This is a genomic window from Burkholderia sp. Tr-862, assembly GCF_011753085.1.
Classification (GTDB): Bacteria; Pseudomonadota; Gammaproteobacteria; order Burkholderiales; family Burkholderiaceae; genus Burkholderia; species Burkholderia ambifaria.
Genome location: NZ_VWWG01000043.1, coordinates 1 through 16,868 on the forward strand (window position 1 = coordinate 1; position 16,868 = coordinate 16,868).

General features: G+C 67.9%; 16 protein-coding genes. 14 read left to right on the top strand and 2 right to left on the bottom strand.

The features are described from left to right. From F3J14_RS14655 to F3J14_RS14675, 5 genes are all read left to right on the top strand, one after another. The coding region (locus F3J14_RS14655; RefSeq protein WP_247682222.1) for a methyl-accepting chemotaxis protein at positions 1 to 422 on the top strand (422 nt) is incomplete at its 5' end. Beyond that, positions 419 to 1,003 carry a hypothetical protein gene (locus F3J14_RS14660; RefSeq protein ID WP_166723604.1) on the top strand — a complete coding sequence of 195 codons (585 nt, stop codon included), beginning with the start codon at positions 419 to 421 and terminating at the stop codon, positions 1,001 to 1,003. The genes F3J14_RS14655 and F3J14_RS14660, both read left to right, overlap by 4 nt. Before the next feature lie 22 nt (positions 1,004 to 1,025). Then, positions 1,026 to 1,985 carry a chemotaxis protein CheX gene (locus tag F3J14_RS14665; RefSeq protein ID WP_166723605.1) on the top strand — a complete coding sequence of 320 codons (960 nt, stop codon included), beginning with the start codon at positions 1,026 to 1,028 and terminating at the stop codon, positions 1,983 to 1,985. A 35-nt stretch (positions 1,986 to 2,020) separates the two neighbouring features. Then, the gene (locus F3J14_RS14670; RefSeq protein WP_060238818.1) at positions 2,021 to 2,386 is read left to right on the top strand and encodes a response regulator; all 366 of its coding nucleotides are present in this window, start codon (positions 2,021 to 2,023) and stop codon (positions 2,384 to 2,386) included. Positions 2,387 to 2,487: 101 nt separating this feature from the next. After that, positions 2,488 to 3,282, top strand: coding sequence for an enoyl-CoA hydratase (locus F3J14_RS14675; protein ID WP_166723606.1), 795 nt, complete (start codon positions 2,488 to 2,490; stop codon positions 3,280 to 3,282). A 148-nt stretch (positions 3,283 to 3,430) separates the two neighbouring features. Here F3J14_RS14675 and alr read toward each other — a convergent pair whose 3' ends face one another. Then, a complete protein-coding gene (gene alr, locus F3J14_RS14680; protein WP_166723607.1) occupies positions 3,431 to 4,552 on the bottom strand; it encodes an alanine racemase in 1,122 nt (373 codons plus the stop codon). A gap of 304 nt (positions 4,553 to 4,856) precedes the next feature. Between alr and F3J14_RS14685 the strand changes: the two genes are divergently transcribed. After that, positions 4,857 to 5,228, top strand: a complete 372-nt coding sequence (locus F3J14_RS14685) for an MAPEG family protein (RefSeq protein WP_166723608.1) — start codon at positions 4,857 to 4,859, stop codon at positions 5,226 to 5,228. A gap of 42 nt (positions 5,229 to 5,270) precedes the next feature. Here F3J14_RS14685 and F3J14_RS14690 read toward each other — a convergent pair whose 3' ends face one another. After that, a complete protein-coding gene (locus F3J14_RS14690) occupies positions 5,271 to 6,218 on the bottom strand; it encodes a LysR family transcriptional regulator (RefSeq protein ID WP_166723609.1) in 948 nt (315 codons plus the stop codon). A gap of 120 nt (positions 6,219 to 6,338) precedes the next feature. On the opposite strand from F3J14_RS14690, the gene F3J14_RS14695 reads away from it, so the two are divergent. The 8 genes from F3J14_RS14695 to lpxO all read left to right on the top strand — a co-directional run bounded on the left by F3J14_RS14695 (position 6,339) and on the right by lpxO (position 16,735). Beyond that, positions 6,339 to 9,878, top strand: a complete 3,540-nt coding sequence (locus F3J14_RS14695; protein ID WP_166723610.1) for an ABC transporter ATP-binding protein — start codon at positions 6,339 to 6,341, stop codon at positions 9,876 to 9,878. 548 nt (positions 9,879 to 10,426) lie between these two features. Next, a complete protein-coding gene (gene glnH / locus F3J14_RS14700; protein ID WP_166723611.1) occupies positions 10,427 to 11,179 on the top strand; it encodes a glutamine ABC transporter substrate-binding protein GlnH in 753 nt (250 codons plus the stop codon). A gap of 15 nt (positions 11,180 to 11,194) precedes the next feature. Next, entirely contained in the window at positions 11,195 to 11,902 is a 708-nt protein-coding gene (gene glnP, locus F3J14_RS14705) for a glutamine ABC transporter permease GlnP (protein WP_168736227.1), read from the top strand. After that, complete coding sequence (gene glnQ, locus F3J14_RS14710; protein ID WP_011547980.1) at positions 11,899 to 12,627, top strand: glutamine ABC transporter ATP-binding protein GlnQ; 729 nt, start codon at positions 11,899 to 11,901, stop codon at positions 12,625 to 12,627. Before glnP ends, glnQ begins: the two co-directional genes overlap by 4 nt. A gap of 20 nt (positions 12,628 to 12,647) precedes the next feature. Further along, positions 12,648 to 13,697, top strand: a complete 1,050-nt coding sequence (locus F3J14_RS14715) for a C45 family peptidase (RefSeq protein ID WP_166723612.1) — start codon at positions 12,648 to 12,650, stop codon at positions 13,695 to 13,697. Positions 13,698 to 13,712: 15 nt separating this feature from the next. Continuing rightward, positions 13,713 to 15,047, top strand: coding sequence for an aspartate aminotransferase family protein (locus F3J14_RS14720; protein ID WP_166723613.1), 1,335 nt, complete (start codon positions 13,713 to 13,715; stop codon positions 15,045 to 15,047). Between the two features lie 25 nt (positions 15,048 to 15,072). Beyond that, entirely contained in the window at positions 15,073 to 15,627 is a 555-nt protein-coding gene (locus tag F3J14_RS14725) for a carboxymuconolactone decarboxylase family protein (protein WP_166723614.1), read from the top strand. A gap of 208 nt (positions 15,628 to 15,835) precedes the next feature. After that, the gene (gene lpxO, locus F3J14_RS14730; protein ID WP_166723615.1) at positions 15,836 to 16,735 is read left to right on the top strand and encodes a lipid A hydroxylase LpxO; all 900 of its coding nucleotides are present in this window, start codon (positions 15,836 to 15,838) and stop codon (positions 16,733 to 16,735) included. Positions 16,736 to 16,868: the final 133 nt, after the last annotated feature.

A 16,868-nucleotide genomic window follows, 5' to 3' on the forward strand; every position in this document is an offset into this window, starting at 1 on the left:
TGGCGACGAAGCTCGCCGACGAAGCGGCGCGGCTGCGCGGGCTGGCCGGCACGTTCGAGCGCTGGCACGAGCAGATGATCTCGCTGACCACGCAGAACCAGGACATGCGCGCGAAGAACCAGGAACTGTCGGCGATCGTCGCGCACGTGTCGATCGTGTCGCTGAACGCGTCGATCGAGGCTGCGCGCGCGGGCGCGGCCGGACGCGGCTTCTCGATCGTCGCGAGCGAGGTGCGCGGGCTCGCCGCGCGCTCGCAGCAACTGTCGAACAGCTATCGCGACAGCCTGAACCGCAACGATCTCGTGACGGCCGCGACGTTCCAGGACATCCAGGCCGGCGGCAAGATGATCACGGCCGCGCTGGCGACGGTCGAGACACTCGCCGGGCAGCTGCATGCGCGGCTTGAAGGAGCGGCGGCGTGATCAGCGCGCAGGCCCGGGCCGGTTTCGAGCGGATCTTCTTCGACGCGGCGCGCACGCGGCTCGCGTCCGGCGGCGCGTGCGAGATCCGGCCGGCCGCGGGCGAGGCGCACGACGCATCGCACGATCCGTCGCGCATGAAGTCGCGCACGACGCCGACGGTGTCCGAGCACGTCGCGGTGCTGACGATCTCGGCCCTGCATTTCCGGCTGCTGCTCGCGCTGCGCTTTCGCGACGACACGCCGACGCGCCGTCATTTCGCCGCGGCCGCGTCAGGCGCGAGCGCGCAGCGGCCGCTGCCCGAAGCGTTCATGGAAGTCGCGAACCTGTGTTGCGGCGCGATCAACCAGGCGCTGACCGCGCCGTTCCCCGATCTCGGGATGTCGACGCCTTACCTGCTGAGCGGCGCGAGCATCGACTACCTGCCGGCGCTGAATCCCGATCACGTGGCCGCGTACGACGTGACGCTCGACGGCGACGTGCGGATCGGCGCGACGCTGTGCGTGTGCGCGAACGCGCCGGTCGATTTCCACGTGCCGGAAGGGGCGAGCGTGGACACGGGCGGCGAACTCGAACTGTTTTGACCGACTCCGAGGACTTCACGAGATGACCGTAGACCAACCCGTCAGCAAGGTGCTCGTGCTCGACGACAGCCCGGCGCATGCGGCGACGATCAAGCGCTTCTGCGACGAGCACAACCTGGTCGGCCTGACCGTGCGGCGCAACCGGCTGCTGAAGGTGCTGCGCTCGAACATCGATCTCGGCGCGATCCTGCTCGCCGAGGACTACGGCGGCTCGCCGGCCGAGAGCGCGATCATCGCGACGCAGATCGACGCGTTGCGCCCCGAGCTGCCGATCATCCTGCGCCGTGCGTCGGACGCGTCGCGCGACGGGCTGCCCGAAGCGCTCGCACGCGTCGCGTGTGCAGCCTACGTCGCGGACGACATGACGCCGCTCGCGCGCGCGATCGGCGAATACCTGTTCGGCCGCGACTATCCGAACGCGCTCGTGCGCGGCATCTCGGAGATCACAGAGGCGCGGCTCGACAGTCTGTTCCCGGGCATGACGATCGAGCGCGACACGCCGTGCATCGTGCGCGACCAGATCATCTTCGGCGAAGTGTTCAGCCTGATCGCGCTCGAAAGCGCGTGGTGCCGCGGCTACATGCTGCTGCAGACGAGCGAGCAGCCGCTGCTCGACATGATCGGCGGCACGCGCGACGACGGCCGCGCGCCCGATTTCCGCGACGTGAACAGCATGCTCGGCGAGCTGACCAACCTCGTGTGGGGAGCGTTCAAGAACCGCTATCTCGGCGATGCGGAGGCGCTCGCGCGCCATCCGGTGCAGGTGCCGCTCGTCGTCAATCACAAGCAGAAGTTCATTTCGTTCGGCGGCGACTGTCCGCAGCTCTGTTTCAAGTACCGGATGACCGACCCCGCATCGGGGCGGTCGGTGCAGCTCGATCAGCGTTTCGTGTTCAGCCTGAGCTGGTCGCCGGAGGATTTCCGCGAATCGGTGCAGGACGTGGGGCCGATGGTCGAATCGGGCGAACTCGAACTGTTTTGAATGTTGAAGTAGTCACAACGAAAGAGGAACATGGCATGGCAAAGATTCTGGTGGTCGACGATTCGGGCACGGTGCGTGATGAAGTCGCGGGTTTCCTGCGCAATCACGGGCTCGACGTCGCGACGGCGGTGGACGGCAAGGACGGGCTCGCGAAGCTCAAGGCGACGCCCGGCGTGCGCCTCGTGATCAGCGACGTGAACATGCCGAACATGGACGGCCTGACGATGGTCGAGAAGATTCGCGGCGAACTGGCGAACGCGTCGGTCAACGTCGTGATGCTGACGACCGAGAGCAGCCCGGCGATGAAGGAGCGCGGCAAGGCGGCCGGCGTGAAGGGCTGGATCGTGAAGCCGTTCAAGGGCGACGCGGTGCTCGACGCGCTGAAGAAGCTCGCGGGCTGAGCGCGCGGCCGGCCCGGTGCGGGCGCCGGCATCCACAGACCTCCCCGTTGGACTATATTGGTGAGTTATCGCATCGCGATCACTTTCGAATGGGGGACGTCATGGACTCGAATCCCGCTTCAGAGGAACCCATCCTGTTGCGCGACGCGCATGACGGCATCGTCACGCTGCGGTTGAACCGCCCGCAACAGTTCAACGCGTTGTCGGAGGCGATGCTCGCGAGCCTGCATGACGCGTTCGAATCGCTGGCCGCCGATCCGCACGTGCGCTGCGTCGTGCTCGCCGCGCAAGGCAAGGCGTTCTGCGCGGGCCACGACCTGCGGCAGATGCGCGGCAAGCCCGAACTCGATTACTACCGCACGCTGTTCGCGCAATGCAGCCGCGTGATGCTCGCGATGCGCGCATTGCCGGTGCCGGTGATCGCGCGCGTGCAGGGCATCGCGACGGCGGCCGGCTGCCAGCTCGTCGCCGCGTGCGACCTTGCGATTGCGGCCGACACCGCGCGCTTCGCGGTGTCGGGCATCAACGTCGGATTGTTCTGTTCGACGCCGGCCGTCGCGTTGAGCCGCAACGTCACCGCGAAGCGCGCGTTCGACATGCTCGTGACCGGGCGTTTCGTCGACGCGGCGACGGCCGCCGCGTGGGGGCTCGTCAACGAGTCCGTGCCCGAGGATGCGCTCGATGCGGCTGTCGCGCGCAAGGTCGCGGAGATCGTTGCAAAGAGCCCGGCCGCGGTGCGCTACGGCAAGCAGATGTTCTACCGGCAGCGCGAGTTGCCGCTCGACGAAGCCTATGCGTATGCGGGCGACGTGATGGCGCGCAACATGATGGAAGAGGACGCCGGCGAAGGGATCGATGCGTTCCTGGAGAAGCGCAAGCCGACGTGGCGTTCGTAGCGCAGCGTGGCGGCGGGGCGGTAACGCGTGCTCGTTCGCCTGCGTTCCGAGCACGCCGTAAAAGCAAACGGGCCGCTTGCAAGGCGGCCCGCAAATGGATCCGGATGCGCCGCGACACGAGAGCGTGCCGCCGCATCCGTGACCTCCGTCAACGGCCGTGGCTGCCCGTGCGCAGCAGCGGCTGCACCGTCGACGCGTCCGGCGGCACGATCACGACCGGCACGCGGCGCGCGAGCGCGCACATCAGCTCGTAGCCGATCGTGCCGCTGGCTTCCGCGACATCGTCCACCTTCACCTGATCGCCCCACAGCTCGACGCTCGAACCGATACCCGCGGTCGGGCACGGCGTCAGGTCGACGGTCAGCATGTCCATCGACACGCGGCCGACGACGCGCGTCATCACGCCGTCCACCGCGATCGGCGTGCCGGTCGGTGCGTGACGCGGATAGCCGTCCGCGTAGCCGCACGCGACGACGCCGATCCGCATCGGCTGGTCCGCGGTGAAGCGGCGACCGTAACCGACCGTCTCTTCCGGCGCGAGCGTCTGCACGCCGATGATCTTGCTGGTCAGCGTCATCGCGGCCATCAGCGGCGTGTCGGCGATGTGCCGCGCCGCGCCGGTCGGCGACGCGCCGTACAGGATCGTGCCGGGCCGCACCCAGTCGCGGTGCGCGCGCGGATGCCACAGCACGGCCGCCGAATTCGATGCCGAGCGTTCGCCCGGAATCCCGGCCGTGGCCGCATCGAACTGCTCGAGCTGCCAGTCGACTTCGCCTTCGTCGGCGTTCGCGAAATGCATCATCAGCGTGATCTTGCCGATCGACGGCGCGGCCGCCGCGCGTTCCCACGCGGCGCGGAACGCGTGCGGCCGGTAGCCGAGCCGGTTCATCCCCGAATTCATCTTCAGCTGGATGTCGAGCGGCTGCCGCGGCTTCGCTGCGATCAGCAGGTCGAGTTGTTCGTCGCAGTGCACGGCCACCGTCAGCCGGTGGCGATCGGCCAGTTCGACGTCCGCCGGCTCGAAGATCCCTTCGAGCAGCAGCACGGGCTTGTCCCAGCCGAGCTCGCGCACGCGCACGGCTTCGTCGAGATCGAGCAGCGCGATGCCGTCGGCGGCCGCGAGGCCCGGGTAGATCCGTTCGATCCCGTGACCGTATGCGTTGGCCTTGATCACGGCCCACACGCGCGATTGCGCGGCGGTACGGCGGATGAAGTCGAGGTTGTGGCGGACGGCGTCCGGACGGACATGGGCGACGATGGGACGGGGCATGGGCAGGCTCGGGTCGAAAAGTCGTTCGGTGCGCGCGGCGGGGCGGCGCGGGTCGGCAGACTGGCGCGGCAACGCGCCGAGCCAGTGTTGAGCGCTATCTTATTGGTGTTCGACCAGTTTTAATTAACGTATTTATCGGTGATTTGGTGGAATTTTGGGTGCCGGATCCGTGGCGCCATGGCCGTCAGCAGCTCGCACGGCCGAGTCTCCCGTCTAGAAAACCGGTGCCCGAACAGCGCAGGCCAATGCTAAGCTCTGCGCGACCGTGTCATTGATCAATGTAATCATAAAGGAGGAGACCTGGATGACCACGTCCCAGCTGTGCCTGTTCATCGTCGCGCTGTTGCCGTTCCCGCTGACGTTCCTGGCCAAGAGCCGCAAGGGTTACGACAATCACACGCCGCGCGAGTACCTGGCGAAGCTCGAAGGGTGGCGCGCGCGGGCGCAGGCCGCGCACCAGAACGCGTGGGAAGCGCTCGCACTGTTCACCGCCGCGCTGGTGGTCGCCTGGCACAACGGCGCGAATGCGCACCATGTCGACCAGATCGCGATGGGATTCGTCGCGATCCGCGTCGTCTACACGCTGATGTACCTGCTGAACTGGGCGTCGCTGCGCTCGCTCGTGTGGTTCGGCGGAATGGTGTGCGTCGTCGCGCTGTTCTTCGCGGCGCCGTGACCGGCCGGTGAGCAGGCGGGGCCGGCCTTGCGTGCCGGCTTGCTATGCGCCGCCCGCGCCCCGTGCGTGACTGTCGTTGGATGCGGGCGCAACGATCTTTGCGACGGACGGCGGCGCGTCCGCTTCGCGGCGCAGGAACGCGATCAGCGGATCGAGCAGCCGGTGCCGTGTCGACGGGTGGCGGCGCAGCACGAAACGCCATGACGCATCGCGTGCAAGGCCCGGCACCAGCGGCACCAGCCGGGCGCTACGCAGTTCGGGCTCGATGAGCGGCATGCGGCCGAGCGCGATGCCCGCGCCGCCGAGCGCCGCGCCGATCACCTGGCTGAAGCTGCTGTAACGGACGATCTTCGTCTCGAAGTCGTCCGGCAAGCCGAATTCCGAGGCCCAATTGCGCCAGTCGATCTCGGGGCTGTTCTCGTGCATCTCCTGCAGCAGCCGCGAGCGGCACACGTACCCCGATGCGTACGGATACAGCTCGGGGCTGCATACCGGAAACACGGTCTCCCGCATCAGCACGTCGTCGTCGGCTCGCAGCCGGTGCGCGGGCACGTGCACGATCGCCAGATCGACGCTGCTGCGCGTGAAATCCGGTTCGTTGTCGAGCACGACGGCATGCAGCGGCGTTTCGGGATGAAGCGACGAGAATTCCGCGAGACGGCGCGCGAGCCACATCGACGAAAACGGCGCGTTGGCGGAAACGGTGAGGCGCTGCTCGGTGCCGCGAATTTCGGCACAGGCGTCGGTCAGGCGCGCCAGCGCGTCGCTGACGGCCGGCAGCAGGCGCGCACCGGCCGGCGTGAGACTGATGCCGCCGAGTCCCGTGCTGCGTTCGAGCAGGCGCGCGCCGAGCGATTCCTCGAGAGAACGGATCTGGTGGCTGACCGCGCTCGTCGACACGTTCAGCTCAACCGCCGCGCGCGCGAACCCGCCGAGGCGGACGGCCGCCTCGAAAGCCCGCAGTGCGCTGAGGGGAGGAAGGTGCGACATGCGGGGTATTGTAGTTGACTCAACACCCGTTGAAAAATCATCTTTTGCCGCGCGCGGGCGGCGCGGGTAGCCTCGATCCGGTCAAGAAAAAACGCAACGCAACACCGACCGGAGGACTGCATGTATCTCGACCGACGACTATGGGCCATGATGGCGGGACTGCGCTGGCGGGTGGCCGCGGCCGTTGCGCTCGGGCTGCTCGCGATGGGTGTCGGCATCCTCCGTTTCGTGTTTCTCGGCCGCGTGCTGGCGCTGGTCTTTTCCGGCGCCCCGGCGCGTAGCATCGGCGAAGCCGTCGTTGCAACGGCGGCCTGCGTGCTGCTGCGTGCGTGGCTCGATCATCGCCGCACGGTGCTCGCGCAGCACACGGCCGGGCGCGTGCAGGCCACGCTGCGCGCGCGGCTGTTCGACCGGATCGCCGCGCTCGGCCCCGCATGGTTCAGCGGCGAACGCACGGGCGGCGTGATGCTGGCCGTCGTCGACGGCGTCGAGCAACTGCAGACCTTCTTCGGCGTCTACCTGCCTCAGCTTGTAATTGCCGCGTGCGCGCCGGTGATGATCTTCGCGGTGCTCGCGTGGTGGGACGTGCCGACGGCCGCGATCCTGCTGGTCGCGGCGCTGGTCACGCTCGCGCTGCCGCAGCTCGTGCATCGCGCCGACCGGCGCGCGGCGCTCGCACGCTCGGCCGCCTTCAAGGCATTCGGCGAGGAGTTTCTCGACGCGGTGCAGGGCTTGCCGACGCTGAAGGCGTTCGGGCAGGGCACCGCGTTCGGCGCGAAGCTGGCCGCGAAGGCGCGCGCGCTGTCCGACAGCACGTTCTGGGTGCTCGCGCTCGGCCTGCTGACGCGGCTCTTCACCGATCTCGGCACCGGCCTCGGCGCGGCCGCGGCGATCGCGGTCGGTGCATGGCGCGTGCGGCACGGCGACATGAGCCTCGAGGCGCTGCTGATCGTGTTGATGGCCGGCAGCGAAATCTTCCGGCCGCTGCGTGACCTGCGTGCCGTACTGCACCAGGGGATGATCGGCCGGTCGGCGGCGAATGCGATCCACGCGCTGCTCGATGCGGGCAGCCGCGCGCCGGCCGCCGACGCGCCGCGCATGACGGGCCTGCGCGCGGAGATTGCGTTCGACGGCGTCAGCTTCGCGTATCCGGGGCGTCGCGCGGATGCGCATGCGGCGCTGAGCTTCTCGGTTCGCGAAGGCGAGACGGTGGCGATCGTCGGGCCGAGCGGCGCGGGCAAGTCGACCATCGTGCGCCTGCTGCTGCGCCAGCACGATGTGCAGGGCGGCGCCGTCCGCATCGGGGGCCACGACGTGCGTACGCTCGACGCCGACCAGGTGCGCGAGATGATCGCGGTGGTCGCGCAAGATGCGACGCTGTTCGACGGCAGCGTCGCCGACAACCTGCGGCTCGGCCGCCCGGACGCGAGCGACGCGGACATGATCGCGGCCGCGCGCGCCGCCAACGCGCACGATTTCATCTCGGCGCTGCCCGACGGTTACGCGACGCGCATCGGCGAACGCGGGCTCATGTTGTCGGGCGGCCAGCGCCAGCGTCTCGCGATTGCCCGTGCGCTGCTGCGCGATGCGCCGATCCTGCTGCTCGACGAGGCACTGTCGTCGGTCGATGCGGAAAACGAAGCGCTGATCCAGCAGGCGCTCGACCGGCTCACGCGCGGGCGGACGACACTCGTGCTCGCGCACCGGCTGTCCAGCGTGATCGGCGCCGACCGCATCCTGGTGCTCGACCAGGGGCAGGTGGTCGACGAGGGCACGCACGCGGCGCTGATCGCGCGCGACGGCCCGTATCGCCGGCTGATGGGGCCGCAACTGGAAGCGGTTGCCGAATCCGTCGGCGCGGCGACGACGGCCGGTGCGACCGCGCGCGCGTCGTCGAGCCCGCAGGTGCGGCCGCTGAACGACGATGCGGCGACGATCGGCTGGCCGGAAACCTTGCAGACGCTGCTGCGGTTCGTGCGTCCGTGGCAGGGCAAGGTCGTGCTGACCGTGCTGTTCGGCATCGGCCGGGTGCTCGCGTTCATCGGCGTCGGCGTGATCGGCGCGATGGTGGTCGGCGCGGTGTCGGGCGGCCACGCGAGCCCCGTGCTCGTCGTCGCGCTGCTCGTGATCGCGCCGGTGGCGGCCGTGCTGCACTGGCTCGAATCGTGGCTCGCGCACGACATGGCGTACCGGCTGCTCGCGGAAATGCGCATCGCGCTGTTCGCGACGCTCGAACGCCTCGCACCGGCCGGGCTGCTGCGTCGCCGTTCGGGCGATCTCGTCTCGCTCGCGACGCAGGATGTCGAGACCGTCGAATACTTCTACGCGCACACGCTGGCGCCCGCGTTCGTCGCGGTGCTCGTGCCGGCAGCCGTGCTGGTGCTGCTGGTGTCGGTCGCGTGGCCGCTCGCGCTCGTGCTGCTGCCGTTCCTGTTGTGGGCCGGGCTGGCGCCCGTGCTGGCGCGGCGCGACGTCGACCGGCTCGGCACCGGCGCGCGCGAAGCGCTCGGCCAGCTCGGCGCGCACCTGACCGAAACGATCCAGGGGCTGGCGGAGCTCACCGCGTTCCAGGCGATCGCGCGCCGGCGCGCGGCGTTCGTGGCCGAGGTCGATGCGTACCGCAAGCAGCGCGCGAAGCTGCTCGACGACCTGTCGAAGCAAAGCGCCGCGCTGGAAATCGCGAGCGGGCTCGGCGGCCTGGCCGTCGCGGCGCTCGGCGCGCTGCTGTGCGCGCGTGGCTGGTTTCCGCGCGAGTCGTTGCCGCCGCTGGTGCTGGTTGCCGTGGCCGCGTTCATGCCGGTTGCCGAAATCGGCCAGGTTGCACGCCAGCTAGCCGACACGATCGCGTCGACGCGCCGGTTGCGCGCGCTGGAGAAGGAGCCCATGACCGTGACGGACGGCACGCACGCGATGCCTGGCAATCCGGCGGTGCGTTTCGAGGCAGCGTCGTTCACGTATCCGGGCCGCGGCGTGCCTGCCATCGACCGCGTGAGCTTCGAGGTGCCGCCCGGCAGCACGGTTGCGCTGGTCGGCGCGTCGGGCGCCGGCAAGTCGACGGTCGCGAGCCTGCTGCTGCGCTTCTGGGATCCGCAGCAGGGCCGCGTGACGCTTGGCGGCGTCGACTTGCGCGACCTGCGGCTCGACGACCTGCGCCAGCACATCGCGCTGGTTGCGCAGGATACCTACCTGTTCAACGACACGCTCGAAGCGAACATCCGGCTCGCCGCGAACGATGCGTCCGACGCGGACGTGCAGCGTGCGATCGATCATGCGGCGCTCGGCGAATTCGTCGCGCGGCTGCCGGACGGGCTCGCGACGCGCGTCGGCGAGTGCGGCGTGCAGCTGTCGGGCGGCCAGCGCCAGCGTGTCGCGATCGCGCGCGCGTTCCTGAAGGATGCGCCCGTACTGATCCTCGACGAGGCAACGTCCCATCTGGACACGATCAGCGAGCAGCAGATTCGTGCGGCGCTGGAGGACCTGATGACGCAGCGCACGTCGATCATCATCGCGCACCGGCTGTCGACCGTGCGCAATGCCGACCTGATCCTCGTGATCGAGCAGGGCAGCGTGATCGAGGCCGGACGGCATGCGGAACTGATGGCGCGGCAGGGTGCGTATGCGCGGCTCGTGTCGCATCAGGCGAGCGGGGTGGCGGCGTGATCGACGCCGCATCGGAGCGTCGCCATCCGGCGTTTTCGCGCGAATTCCGCACCGTTCGTTGAGCCGCGCCGGCGGTTGCCGGCATCGCGGGCACGGCCGCCCCGGCACGGCGCCGAGCCGAATCGCCGACGCTCCACACGAGCGAACCCACGCACGGGTGGCGGCGATTGCCTGCGCGGTTGCGCTGTCGTCAGCCCGTCGCCCTGGCGGCGCGGGACGGCCAACCCGCCCGCCCGTACCCAGCGCCGCCAGCCGCGCTTCACGCACCGCCGTCCGCTCACGCACCGCCATCCGCCCGCGCGGCGCGATCCGGCCCGGGCGCTTCGCCCCGGGCCTCTCCCTTTCCTCTGACCTGTCCATCCCGTGCGGCTCGGGCTTACCCCGATGCATTTACCTGTTGCGCGTTTTTTTGTTGTCGTAGTATCGCGGTTGACAACACATGTTGCACTAATGTCTAATTAGGCATCGCATGTTGCGGTGCGGCTTGATGTCGTCGTTCCCGCCGGCCCGCTGGCCGGCCACATCGCTCAATCATGCGGAGAGAAACCATGAGTCGCCGTTCCTTCCTGAAAGCCGTCGCGGTGGTCGCCGCGCTCGGCGCCAGCATCGCGCACGCGGATACCAAGACGCTCGTCGTCGGGACCGACACGTCGTTCATGCCGTTCGAGTTCAAGCAGGGCGACAAGTACGTCGGCTTCGATCTCGACCTGTGGGCGGAGATCGCGAAGGACCAGGGCTGGAAGTACACGATCCAGCCGATGGATTTCGCGGGCCTGATTCCGGCGCTGCAGACGCAGAACATCGACGTCGCGCTGTCGGGGATGACCATCAAGGAAGAACGGAAGAAGGCGATCGACTTCTCCGCGCCGTACTACGACAGCGGTCTCGCGGCGATGGTGCAGTCCGGCAACACGACGATCAAGTCGATCGACGACCTGAACGGCAAGGTGATCGCCGCGAAGACGGGCACCGCGACGATCGACTGGATCAAGGCGCACCTGAAGCCGAAGGAGATCCGCCAGTTCCCGAACATCGACCAGGCCTATCTCGCGCTTGAAGCGGGCCGCGTCGACGCGGCGATGCACGACACGCCGAACGTGCTGTTCTTCGTGAACAACGAAGGCAAGGGCAAGGTGAAGGTCGCGGGCCAGCCGGTCAGCGGCGACAAGTACGGGATCGGCTTCCCGAAGGGCAGCGCGCTGGTGCCGAAGGTCAACGCGTCGCTCGTGAAGATCAAGTCCGACGGCCGCTACGCGCAGATCTACAAGAAGTGGTTCGGCGCCGAGCCGCCGAAGATGTGAGCGTGACGGCGCGCCATGGCGCGGCCGAGCGGCCGCGCCGGTCTTGAATCGAACGGGGAGCGACAAGTGAATTTCGATTGGTCGGCGATCTGGGCGGCGTTGCCGGACCTGATGGACGGGGTCCGGTTGACGGTGTTCATCGCATTACTGGGGCTGGTGGGCGGTTTCATCGTCGGGATGATCGCGGGCATGTTCCGCGCATACGGACCGAAGGCGATGAACGTGCTCGCACAGGTCTATATTGAGTTGATTCGCGGCACGCCGATCGTCGTGCAGGTGATGTTCCTGTATTTCGCACTGCCGCTGCTCGCGCATATCCGCATCGACGGCCTGACGGCCGCGATCATCGCGATCACGGTGAATTCCGGCGCATATCTCGCGGAAGTGGTGCGCGGCGCGCTGCTGTCGATCCCGAAGGGGCTGACGGAAGCGGGCCTCGCGATGGGGCTGTCGATGCCGCGCGTGCTGCTGAAGATCGTCGGGCCGCTGGCGTTCCGGCGGCTGATTCCGCCGCTCGGCAACCAGTGCATCGTGAGCCTGAAGGACACGTCGCTGTTCATCGTGATCGGCGTCGGCGAGCTGACGCGCAAGGGGCAGGAAATCATCGCGGGCAATTTCCAGGCGGTCGAGATCTGGAGTGCGGTGGCCGTCATCTATCTGATACTGACCGGCGTGATGACGCTGACGCTGCGGCTCGTCGAAAAGCGGATGAAAATCTTATGAGCATGATCGAATTCCAGAACGTGTCGAAGAGCTTCGGCCATGTGCCGGTGCTGAAGAACATCGACCTGAAGATCGACGCGGGCGAGGTGGTCGTCGTGGTCGGCCCGTCGGGCTCGGGCAAATCGACGATGCTGCGCTGTATCAACGCGCTCGAGAAAATCACCGGCGGCGAACTGCTCGTCGACGGCCAGAGCGTGCGCGGCAACGCGACGACGATCCGCAACATCCGGCTCGAAGCCGGCATGGTGTTCCAGCAGTTCAACCTGTTCCCGCAAATGACCGCGCTCGAGAACGTGATGTTCGGGCCGATGCAGGTGCGCGGCGCGTCGCGCGCCGATGCGCGCGACCAGGCGATGGCGCTACTCGACAAGGTCGGCCTCGAATCGCGCGCGAATCATTACCCGTCGGAACTGTCGGGCGGCCAGCAGCAGCGCGTCGCGATCGCGCGGGCGCTCGCGATTCGGCCGCGGCTGATGCTGTTCGACGAGCCGACGTCGGCGCTCGATCCGGAGTTGCGCCACGAAGTGCTGAAAGTGATGCAGGATCTCGCTACCGAAGGGATGACGATGATCGTCGTCACGCACGAGATCGGCTTCGCGAAGCGGGTCGGCACGCGCCTGCTGTTCATGGATCAGGGTGGCATCGCCGAGGACGGCCACCCGGTCGACCTGATCGACCGGCCGCCCACGCCGCGCCTGAAGGAATTCCTGAAACACGTGTCCTGAACGAAACCGAACCACGCGACATGCCGCTTTCCCTTTCTCCCGTCATCGCGGGCACGCCGTTCGACATCGGCGTGCGTCTCGGCGAACTTGCCCGCCCCGTGTTCGATACGTACATGCAGCAGAGCAGCGCATGGCAGGCCGTGCGCCGCTGGCGCGGCCATCCGTTCGTCGCCGCGCTGCGGCAGGCCGCGCTGGCCGCGTATCCCGATCTTGTCGCGGAACTGGACGGGATCGCGGCGGGCGTCGGCTGGCCGGCCGAGGACATCTTCCTGTGGAATTGCCGCGGCGAGCTGATCCATAACGCGCCCGACGGCTGCACGACGCTCGCCGCGCGCGATGCGCACGGCACCCGCTGGATCGCGCACAACGAGGACGGCGATCCGTACCTGCGTGAGCGCTGCCTGCTGGTCGACGTGCAGCCGCAGGGCAAGCCGGGCTTCATCAGCTTCTATTACCCTGGCTCGCTACCCGGGCATACGTTCGCCGCGAACCGCGCGGGCATCGCGCAGGCGATCAACAACCTGCGGATCGTTACGCCGGCGGCCGGCGTGCCGCGGATGATCCTCGCGCGCGCGGTGCTCGACGCGACGTCGCTCGATGCGGCCGCGGACGTGCTGCGCAAGCATGCGCGCGCGAGCGGCTTTCACCACACGCTCGGCGCGACCGGCGATGCACGGCTGCTGAGCATCGAGGCGAGTGTCGCGCGGTGCTCGGTCGTCGAAGTGGCGCGTCTTGCCGGCCACGCGAATCATCTCGTGCATTCGGGTTGCGATGCGGAGGCGCAGATCGTTACGCAATCGTCGGCCGACCGTCAGCGTCGCGTCGACACGCTGACACCCGGCATCGACACGATCGACGAAGCCGCGCTGCTGCGCGTGCTCGGCGATCGCGCACCGGAAGGGCTGCCGATCTATCGCGACGATCCGGCCGATCCCGACGACGAGAACACGCTGGCAACCGCAGTGTTCGCCATTCGCGACGCAGCGATCGACTTCACCCTCCATCAACACGGCACGCAGCGCTTCGCGACGCGCATCGTGCCGTCCGCGCACGCGCGCAGCGCGTCCTGATCCATGAGGCAACGCATGACGACCGTTTTTCATCGCGCTCCACGCGCCACCTTGCCCGTCGCCGTCGCAGGCGACGGCATCGAGATCATCGATTCGACCGGCAAACGCTACATCGACGCGTGCGGCGGCGCGGCCGTTTCGTGTCTCGGCCACAGCAACCAGCGCGTGATCGACGCGATCAAGCGGCAGGTGCAGCAGCTGCCGTACGCGCATACGTCGTTCTTCACGACCGACGTGGCCGAGGAACTGGCCGACCGGCTCGTCGAGGCAGCGCCGGCCGGCCTCGAACACGTGTATTTCGTGTCGGGCGGCTCCGAGGCGATCGAGGCCGCGTTGAAGCTCGCGCGCCAGTATTTCGTCGAGAAGGGCGAGCCGCAGCGCCGTCACTTCATCGCACGCCGCCAGAGCTATCACGGCAACACGCTCGGCGCGCTCGCGATCGGCGGCAACGCATGGCGGCGCGAGCCGTTCCTGCCGCTGCTGATCGAAGCGCACCACGTGAGCCCCTGCTATGCGTATCGCGACCAGCATGCGGGAGAAACCGACGAAGCGTATGCGCAGCGCCTGGCCGACGAGCTCGAGCAGAAGATCGTCGAACTCGGCGCGGAAAACGTCGCGGCGTTCGTCGCGGAAACGGTGGTTGGCGCGACGGCCGGCGCGGTGCCGCCGGTGCGTACTTACCTGAAGAAGATTCGCGCGGTGTGTGACAAGTACGGCGTGCTGCTGATTCTCGATGAAATCATGTCGGGGATGGGGCGCACCGGTTATCTGTTCGCATGCGACGAGGACGAAGTTGCGCCCGATCTGCTGACGATCGCGAAAGGGCTCGGCGCGGGTTACCAGCCGATCGGCGCGACGCTGGTGAGCGACCGCATCTACCGGACGATCGTCGACGGCTCGGGGTTCTTCCAGCACGGCCACACGTATCTCGGCCACGCGACCGCCTGCGCGGCCGCGCTCGAGGTGCAGCGCGTGATCGCCGAAGAGAAGCTGCTCGACAACGTGAAGGCGCGCGGCGAGCAACTGCGTGCGTCGCTACGCGCGCATTACGGTGCGCATCCGCATGTCGGCGACGTGCGCGGCCGCGGGCTGTTCGTCGGCGTCGAGCTCGTCCGCGATCGCGACAGCAAGGCGACGTTCGATCCCGCGTTGAAGCTGCATGCGGCGGTCAAGCGCGAGGCGATGCAGCGCGGCCTGATGGTGTATCCGATGGGCGGCACGATCGACGGCGTGAACGGCGATCACATCCTGGTCGCTCCGCCGTTCGTCTGCACCGCGCAGCAGATCGACACGATCGTCGAACGGCTGTCCGGCGCGATCGACGCGGCGCTCGCATCGGCCGGCGTGTGAACCACGACCTCACCGAGTCCCGACCATGACAGACAGACTGCCTCCCTTCGATCCCGCATCGGCCACCGACGAACAGAAGGCCGTGCTGGCCGACATCCTCAGCGGCCCGCGCGGCAACCTGAACGGGCCGTTCCTCGGCTGGATCGCGAGCCCCGAGCTGGCCCAGCACGCGCAGCGGCTCGGCGCGTTCTGCCGCTATCGCACGGGCCTGTCGCTGCGCCTCTCGGAGCTCGCGATTCTCGTGACCGCCGCGCGCTGGCGCTCGCAGGCCGAGTGGCACATCCACCATCCGATCGCGCTCGATGCCGGCGTGCCGGCCGCGACGGCCGAAGCGATCCGGCGCGGCGCCACGCCGGCGTTCGAATCGGACGACGACGCGCTGATCCATGCATTCGCGACCGAGCTGTACGACACGCAACGCGTGAGCGATGCGACGTTCGCGCGCGCGCAGGCGCGCTTCGGCCACGAGACCGTCGTCAACCTCGTCGCGCTGCTCGGCTATTACGCGCTCGTCGCGATGACGCTCAACACGTTCGGTATGCGCGCAGACGGACAAACTGATTTGCCGTTTCCGGAATAATCGCCGCATGCGCGTGCGTCGGCAGATGCCGCGCGCGCCTTCCGATTGCGCCGAAAAGCCCGTCAGCACGGGCTTTTCGGCGTTTTGGCGTGACGCGATCGACGTCCTCGCCGCGTCTTGCCGACGCACATCGCAGCGCCTGCGCGTCAGCGCACGAATTTTTTCCCGTACCTAGAATTTCTGCAAAGAGCTTACGGGGAGATGATCGATGCGGTGGGTCCTGTTGATCGTGTTCATTGCGTGTGTGGTTCATACGCACCGGCGCGGCAAGGTTCGGCACAGGTTGTTCAGGCAACTATCCGATCACTCGACCTTCACCGCGCCGCTGAACTGCTTTTCATACGCGTTCTCTTCGGTGCCCACCACACCGTTTCTCGACCCGCGGCACTTTCCGGAACTCGCGGTGCTGCAGCGCGAATGGCGGACCTTTCGCGAGGAAGCCCTCGCGTTGCGCGATGCCAGCCGGATCAAGGCGTCGGGCGAGTACAACGACATCGGCTTCAATTCGTTCTTTCGCAACGGCTGGAAGCGCTTCTACCTGAAGTGGTACGACGCGCCGCATCCGTCCGCCCAGGCGTTGTGTCCGCGGACGGTCGAGATCCTGTCGCGGATTCCGTCGATCAAGGCCGCGATGTTCGCGCAGCTGCCGCCGGGCGGCAAGCTCGGGCTGCATCGCGATCCGTATGCAGGCTCGCTGCGCTACCACCTCGGGCTCGACACGCCGAACGACGACGCGTGCCGGATCGTCGTCGACGGCGAGTCGTATGCATGGCGCGACGGCGAGGCGGTGATGTTCGACGAAACCTATTTGCACTGGGCCGAGAATCGCACCGCGCACGATCGCGTGATCCTGTTCTGCGACATCGACCGGCCGATGAAATATCGCTGGGCGCAGCGCGTCAACGATGCGTTCGGGCAACTGCTGATGCGCGCGGCCGCGTCGCCGAACGAAACGGGCGACCGCACCGGCGGCCTCAATCATGCATTCAAGTACCTGTATGCGATTCGCCGCGCCGGCAAGCGGCTGAAGGCGTGGAATCGCACCGTGTACTACGTCGTCAAGTGGGCGCTGTTCGGCGGGATCGCGGTCGCGATCTTCTGCCTCTGATGGGGCGCGAGCGGGCGGGTATCGAACCGTCTGACGATAGGGCGGCGCGGCGTCGGTCAGGCCCCGCCGGCGTTGCGCCGACATCAATGCAACCAAATGTATTCGTGCGAGATTTGGCGCAAACCCGCGCGTA

Bases quoted from the DNA above. Each gene is read 5' to 3' on its own strand.
- alr (WP_166723607.1), bottom strand. From the start codon at position 4,552: ATGCCCCGTCCCATCGTCGCCCATGTCCGTCCGGACGCCGTCCGCCAC.
- lpxO (WP_166723615.1), top strand. From the start codon at position 15,836: ATGCGGTGGGTCCTGTTGATCGTGTTCATTGCGTGTGTGGTTCATACG.
- F3J14_RS14695 (WP_166723610.1), top strand. From the start codon at position 6,339: ATGTATCTCGACCGACGACTATGGGCCATGATGGCGGGACTGCGCTGG.
- F3J14_RS14720 (WP_166723613.1), top strand. From the start codon at position 13,713: ATGACGACCGTTTTTCATCGCGCTCCACGCGCCACCTTGCCCGTCGCC.
- F3J14_RS14685 (WP_166723608.1), top strand. From the start codon at position 4,857: ATGACCACGTCCCAGCTGTGCCTGTTCATCGTCGCGCTGTTGCCGTTC.
- F3J14_RS14665 (WP_166723605.1), top strand. From the start codon at position 1,026: ATGACCGTAGACCAACCCGTCAGCAAGGTGCTCGTGCTCGACGACAGC.
- F3J14_RS14670 (WP_060238818.1), top strand. From the start codon at position 2,021: ATGGCAAAGATTCTGGTGGTCGACGATTCGGGCACGGTGCGTGATGAA.
- F3J14_RS14725 (WP_166723614.1), top strand. From the start codon at position 15,073: ATGACAGACAGACTGCCTCCCTTCGATCCCGCATCGGCCACCGACGAA.
- glnH (WP_166723611.1), top strand. From the start codon at position 10,427: ATGAGTCGCCGTTCCTTCCTGAAAGCCGTCGCGGTGGTCGCCGCGCTC.
- glnQ (WP_011547980.1), top strand. From the start codon at position 11,899: ATGAGCATGATCGAATTCCAGAACGTGTCGAAGAGCTTCGGCCATGTG.
- F3J14_RS14715 (WP_166723612.1), top strand. From the start codon at position 12,648: ATGCCGCTTTCCCTTTCTCCCGTCATCGCGGGCACGCCGTTCGACATC.
- F3J14_RS14690 (WP_166723609.1), bottom strand. From the start codon at position 6,218: ATGTCGCACCTTCCTCCCCTCAGCGCACTGCGGGCTTTCGAGGCGGCC.
- glnP (WP_168736227.1), top strand. From the start codon at position 11,195: ATGGCGCGGCCGAGCGGCCGCGCCGGTCTTGAATCGAACGGGGAGCGA.
- F3J14_RS14675 (WP_166723606.1), top strand. From the start codon at position 2,488: ATGGACTCGAATCCCGCTTCAGAGGAACCCATCCTGTTGCGCGACGCG.